Source organism: Deinococcus alpinitundrae (genome assembly GCF_009982895.1).
Taxonomy (GTDB): domain Bacteria; phylum Deinococcota; class Deinococci; order Deinococcales; family Deinococcaceae; genus Deinococcus; species Deinococcus alpinitundrae.
This window is the reverse complement of the sequence record NZ_WXZL01000060.1, coordinates 1-5,314: the sequence shown is the minus strand read 5'-3', so window position 1 is coordinate 5,314 and position 5,314 is coordinate 1. Positions and strand designations below refer to the sequence as shown.

Genomic DNA, 5,314 nt, shown 5'->3' with positions numbered 1-5,314 from the left:
AGCTGGAAGGCCGTCGTACAACAGGTGGCCTGAACTTCAGGCGATCTGCTCCCATTGCTCCTCGATTACGCCCTACCAGCAATAACTTGCCAGAACCCCAGCCGCTCGCCGTTCATCTGGTAGGGCAGTAGGCACTGCGGGTGCAGGGCGTCTCTCAGCACCCGCGTCTCGTAGTATTCGCCGCCGTACAGGCCCTCACCGAACGAATGGAACACCATCACCCTCGCTTCAGGTTGGGTTGCACCAGGTGAATCAGAGCCCTCATGGACAGGCGGCCCCACTCGGCGACGCCGGACCAGCCCTGGATGCAGTGGTGAAGCGTGATGTGGTTTTCTTGACCCAGCGCCATGATCTCGCCTTTAGGCCAGATTCAACATGGCGACGCTGCGGTCCCACAATTGCCGGGCCAACCCGGCGTCACTGGCTTGTGGGTTGCTCCTGGCGATTTTGTCGTTCTCGTAATACACCCCAGGCGTCCACGTCACCCCCGGCGTGCCTTCAGCCAGCCAGGTCAGGTGTTGGCCGCCCTGCTCGGGCGAAATGATCAGGCGCCGGAGCGGCGTACGGTAAAGAAAGCGGATCCAGTGTGTCGTGTCACTGGCAAAATTGGTCGCCACATTCCCAGGGTGGAAAGCGACAGCTGTGATCCCCTGAGGCCCGTATCGGCGCTGCAATTCGGTGGTGAAGAGGATATTGGCGAGCTTGGTGTCCCCATACGCCTTCGGCGGCGTGTATTTCTTCTCGTTCTGGAGATCGTCAATGTTCAGCTTGCCCGTGAGCCGGGCGGCGATGCTGGACGTCTGGATGACTTTGGCCGAACTCGCGATCAGGGTGGGAAGCAGCAGGGAGGTGAGTAGGAACGGTGCCAGGTGGTTGACCTGGAAGGTCTTCTCAAAGCCGTCCCGGGTCAGTTCCCGCTTGCCCATGATGCCACCGGCGTTGTTGGCGAGAACGTCAATGCGCGAATAGGCCGCCTGCACTTCGGCGGCGAGGCGATGCACCTGGGACAGGTCAGTGAAGTTGGCCAGATGGAAGGGCGCGCCGAGTTCCTGGGCAAGCGCCGTCGTCTTCTGTGGGGAGCGACCAATCAAGACGACGCGCTCGCCTTTGGCCGTCAGCTGACGGGCGCAGGCGGCACCGATGCCGTCACTCGCGCCCGTAATGAGGATGGTCTGTGCCGGCATGATGAACCTCCTTGTTGACGAATGACAGGCTTGAGTCGCGTCAATCGGGTGTCTCGAACCTCAAGGCTGAGGGTGGTGTCTTGAAGGGGAGCGGCCAACCGGCCATCGGATGGGCGAAGCAGAGCTGTAGGGAACGGCCGGTGACGACACGACTGTAGAGCATCTTCGCCCTGGGCCTTGGCGTCAGTCACGGACAATCAGACTACTGCGGTTAAGTTGCCAGAACCCCTCGTCCCCACTTCGGAAGGGCAGGCGGCTGAGAGCTGGCACAGTTCTCCCACCCCAGTAGGCTCAGAGCCAGAAACGCTTTGGTAATGCGGCTGGGCGACACTCAAATTCGAAGGACCAGTCAAGTGCGGCTCCTTCACGAAGGAGCCGCACTTGAAGGCGAGATCAAGGTGCCTCACCTCTCACTGGCCTGGGGAACTGATCTCCAGCAACTGTTCGCGCACCTTCAGCCTCACTCCACTCCTTAGGAGGGACATCATGAAACCCAACGAAACTCTGCAACTGCGCGTCGTCCAACAACTCGACTGGGAACCCAGCGTCGACGCCTCGAACATCGGTGTCAAGGTCACCGATGGTGTGGTGACGCTCGAAGGCAACGTGTCCAACTACGCCGAGAAATTTGCGGCCGTTCGGGTGACCAAGGCCGTGTACGGCGTCAAAGGCCTGGCTGATGACCTTCAAGTCAAGCTGCACTCTTCGTTTGAGCGGACTGACGCTGACATCGCAACAGCCGCCCTTCAGATGCTGGACTGGGACACCGTCGTGCCGAAAGACCACGTGAAGGTGACGGTTCGTGACGGCCGGATGACGCTCGAGGGCGAAGTCGAGTGGGAATACCAGCGAACCGATGCTGAACGTGCCGTTCGCTACCTGAGCGGCGTCAAAGGCGTTGTCAACGCCATCACACTCAAGCACCGTACCGTCCCTGCGGATGTCAAGGCCAAAATTGAGTCGGCCCTCAAACGCAGTGCCGAGTCCGACGCGCAGCACATTTCTGTCGAGATGCACGAGGGTACGGCGACCTTGAGTGGCAACGTCCATACCTTCGCGGCGCGCGACGAAGCGGCGCTCGCCGCCTGGGCAGCACCGGGGGTTCTGAGGGTCACCGACCACATCACGGTGACCGCTGATTTCGGCACGCGTTGATGCGTATCCACTGAATCGACGTTTCCTCATTCCCCGGTTTCCTCTGTTACCAGTGGCAGAGGAAACCGGGGCACATCCGTAGATCAGAGCGGCACGAAGTCAGAGGTCACCCATGAAATCCACCAAAACAATTGCAAAGGACTTACTGGTCCACGCCAGCGACAAGAGTCCTACACCCCGTATCGGGCGGGTGTCTGACGTGAAGAAGCAAGCGCTCAAACTGAGCAGAAGGGAGAGACCTGATGGAAAACGCCGCTCTATCCCAGGCGAGTGGGTCAAGTTAGTCAAGGGCAACATGGTATGGCTCTCCTGGACAGCCACGACCGCTGGGAACGAGGGTGGCCGCGGAGACGACCCCGACAGCAGAGCCGATCTGACCTCGAGCATGTCCAGCACAGCCGGCACTTCCAGCATAGGCTACCGATGAGCGACCCCTTTCCTACAGAAGCGGCCCCGTTTTGGATCAATCACCTGCAGCCGGCCCAACTGGCATTGACCCGCATCATTCAACAGAACGGTCTGGTGGGTCATCCGGTGGGCACAGCTGGCTTCGGCTGGTGGCTGGAGGGTGAAGTGCTGGTGACCTCGGGACAGCATGCCAGCCTGTCGGACGCTTTCGATCACGCCGTAGAGCTGCTGCCCTCCGAATACGCCCAACCCTCGTTCTGATGCCCGTACGAGACCTCAACACCCCAGCTGCCGCGTTCAGTCCTAGGCTGAGCATATGAACAATCGACGAGTCTGGGGGTTTGTCCTGATTGCCGTTGCGCTGGTGATGATGATTTTCTTTGCCTTGTTCCACCCGAAAGCGCTCGTCATAGGGACGGGACCCGCCACACTGCTCGTGGTATTCGGCGTGACGATGGCTTCCGGTCGGTGGCCAACCCCACAGCAGAAGTAATCCTGCCATGTTGCAGTTTAGAGTTGGGGGCGAAGAATTGCATCTTGGACAGCATTGAGCTGATCAACTTTGAGATCGTCTTATGATCCGCGCGTGACAGGGGTGATCGTGGCGCTCGTAGCTGTGATCATCACCGCTGGCTCTGGGCCACGAACGTTGATCTGGGGACGGGCTGGTGCAGGGCATGGTGTGACCGGCAACCGGTCCAGGATGCTCAGACTCGTCGGCTTGGATGTAAATCGCAGTGCTGCTGCACCTCCACAGACCGAAGGGAAACCATGAATGATAATGAAGACAGCAGGAGAGAGCAAGCGCAAGCGGTATTTCGCGCTGGACCGAGCCACTCAGACCTGGGCGAGGAGCGTCCTGTGATGCGCCCTGCTCCTGAAACTGCCGGCCCGGTCTGCGCTGCCTGCCATCGCCGGCGATCCGATCTGGTGCCGCTCTCGGTGGTGCGCCTCGCCGTCGGCAATCAGGTTCAAGCCGCCCACCCGGACGTGCAGCCCAGTGACCAGGTGTGTCTGTCTTGCCTGAATCTGGCGATCAGTGACGAGATCGACCTGACCATCCAGCAGGACCAGTCGGAATTCGCCGCCCTGAATGAGGAGGCCCTGCTGCGGCTGTCCCAGCAGGAAGCGGAGACGAAGAATCTGAATGCCGAGTATGACAAGGCCCTGCCGCTCGGCGCACGCATGGCCGACCGGGTGGCCCGGTTCGGCGGCAGCTGGCTGTTCATCGGCCTGTTCATCGGTGTGCTGATCCTGTGGATCGGCGTCAATGCCCTGCACGTGCTGATCCGTCCGTTTGATCCGTACCCTTTTATTCTGCTGAACCTGGTGCTGTCCACCGTGGCGGCCATGCAGGCACCGGTGATCCTGATGAGCCAGAACCGCCTGGAGGCGCGTGACCGCTTGCAGGCCCAGCAGGACTACGAAGTGAACCTGAAAGCGGAACTGGAACTGCGCCACCTGCACGCAAAGATCGACCATCTGACGCAGCGGCAGTGGCAGCATCTGCTCGTCATTCAGCAGGCACAGATGGACCTGATGCGCGAGGTGGCCGACCGTGACCATCGGGATTGACCGGGTCAGCGAGGTGAGCCCGTCCTGCTGGTGCAGATGACCGGCTCGTCGTCGATCGGACCCTGAACGAGTCGGCGCTGCTGGGCGCAGGTTGTGGCGTCCGAAGTTCAGTGTGAGCGTCTTCGAGACAGCCTTGGTCTTCGCGTCGCTCAGCCCGGAAGAATGCGCGCGGAGATCAATGTACCGGGCAAGACACGGGGGCCGTACGCGCAGGTGGAACTGCGGGCGACTCCTGCTGGGAGGCCAGCCCCTCATGACGGGCAGTGCGGTCTCAGGCACCTCCCAGCAGACGGCTGAGCAGGTGGCGCTGACCTGGCAGGTGAGACCTCAGTGCCCGTGGAGCGTCCCCTGCCCGTGGCGGGCCCTTGGTCAAAACCGCATCCAATGGCAAAAAGTGCGCGTTACCCTTAGGTCGGAACGGCGTGGAAACCGCTGTGCACGTTCTCTTCTACTCAGCAAGGGGACGATATGCCTACACTGAAGATCATTACGCTCGGACGGACCCGGGCCACCTTGGACGACACGGAAATCGTCTGGCATGCCGCCAGCGCCCGCGAGTTGTTCTTTTACCTCCTTTCGTTTCCAGATGGGCGCACTCAGCGTGACGTGGCCCTGGCGCTGTGGCCGGACGAAGAAAACGAAAATGCAGCCAGCAGCAACCGCTTCCGGGCCGCGCTGCACCGGGTGCGCGCAGCCCTGGAAGATGCTGATTCGGTCGTCAAGGCGTATGAGCGTTACCGGTTGAGTCCCGAGGTGTTGGCGATCAGCGACGTGTGCGCCATGCAGTCCGCGCTGCAGGACGCTCAGCTCGCAACTATGCCGAAGATCAAGCAACTCGCCCTCCAGCGGGCGGTGGACCTGTATGGCGGTGAGTACCTGCCTGACGTTCGCATCGACTGGGCCCGCACCGCCCGTGAGGAATACAAGAGCAGCTACGTGCGCGCCATGCTGGAATTGTCAAAGCTGCACTATGACGCTGGGGAAAGCAACTT

8 protein-coding genes are annotated in these 5,314 nt (G+C 61.0%); 6 read left to right on the top strand and 2 right to left on the bottom strand.

The genetic code is table 11. The features are described 5' to 3' along the window. Positions 1–65: 65 nt before the first annotated feature. Positions 66–221: a molybdopterin-binding protein gene (locus GUI70_RS22075; RefSeq protein WP_161884434.1), complete on the bottom strand. Its 156-nt coding sequence runs from the start codon at positions 219–221 to the stop codon at positions 66–68. Positions 222–359: 138 nt separating this feature from the next. Continuing rightward, positions 360–1,184: an SDR family NAD(P)-dependent oxidoreductase gene (locus tag GUI70_RS22070; RefSeq protein ID WP_161884433.1), complete on the bottom strand. Its 825-nt coding sequence runs from the start codon at positions 1,182–1,184 to the stop codon at positions 360–362. A 486-nt stretch (positions 1,185–1,670) separates the two neighbouring features. Here GUI70_RS22070 and GUI70_RS22065 point away from each other — a divergent pair, with 486 nt between their 5' ends. The 6 genes from GUI70_RS22065 to GUI70_RS22040 all read left to right on the top strand — a co-directional run. Beyond that, positions 1,671–2,339: a BON domain-containing protein gene (locus tag GUI70_RS22065; RefSeq protein WP_161884432.1), complete on the top strand. Its 669-nt coding sequence runs from the start codon at positions 1,671–1,673 to the stop codon at positions 2,337–2,339. Between the two features lie 112 nt (positions 2,340–2,451). After that, positions 2,452–2,766, top strand: a complete 315-nt coding sequence (locus tag GUI70_RS25335) for a DUF2171 domain-containing protein (protein WP_161884431.1) — start codon at positions 2,452–2,454, stop codon at positions 2,764–2,766. Then, positions 2,763–3,008, top strand: a complete 246-nt coding sequence (locus GUI70_RS22055) for a hypothetical protein (RefSeq protein ID WP_161884430.1) — start codon at positions 2,763–2,765, stop codon at positions 3,006–3,008. Before GUI70_RS25335 ends, GUI70_RS22055 begins: the two co-directional genes overlap by 4 nt. 55 nt (positions 3,009–3,063) lie before the next feature. Then, the gene (locus GUI70_RS22050) at positions 3,064–3,240 is read left to right on the top strand and encodes a hypothetical protein (RefSeq protein ID WP_161884429.1); all 177 of its coding nucleotides are present in this window, start codon (positions 3,064–3,066) and stop codon (positions 3,238–3,240) included. Between the two features lie 371 nt (positions 3,241–3,611). Continuing rightward, positions 3,612–4,322 (top strand): DUF1003 domain-containing protein, encoded by a 711-nt coding sequence (locus GUI70_RS22045; protein WP_161884428.1) that lies wholly within the window; start codon positions 3,612–3,614, stop codon positions 4,320–4,322. Between the two features lie 468 nt (positions 4,323–4,790). Beyond that, positions 4,791–5,314: AfsR/SARP family transcriptional regulator (locus tag GUI70_RS22040; protein WP_438503510.1), on the top strand; the 524-nt coding region annotated here is incomplete at its 3' end.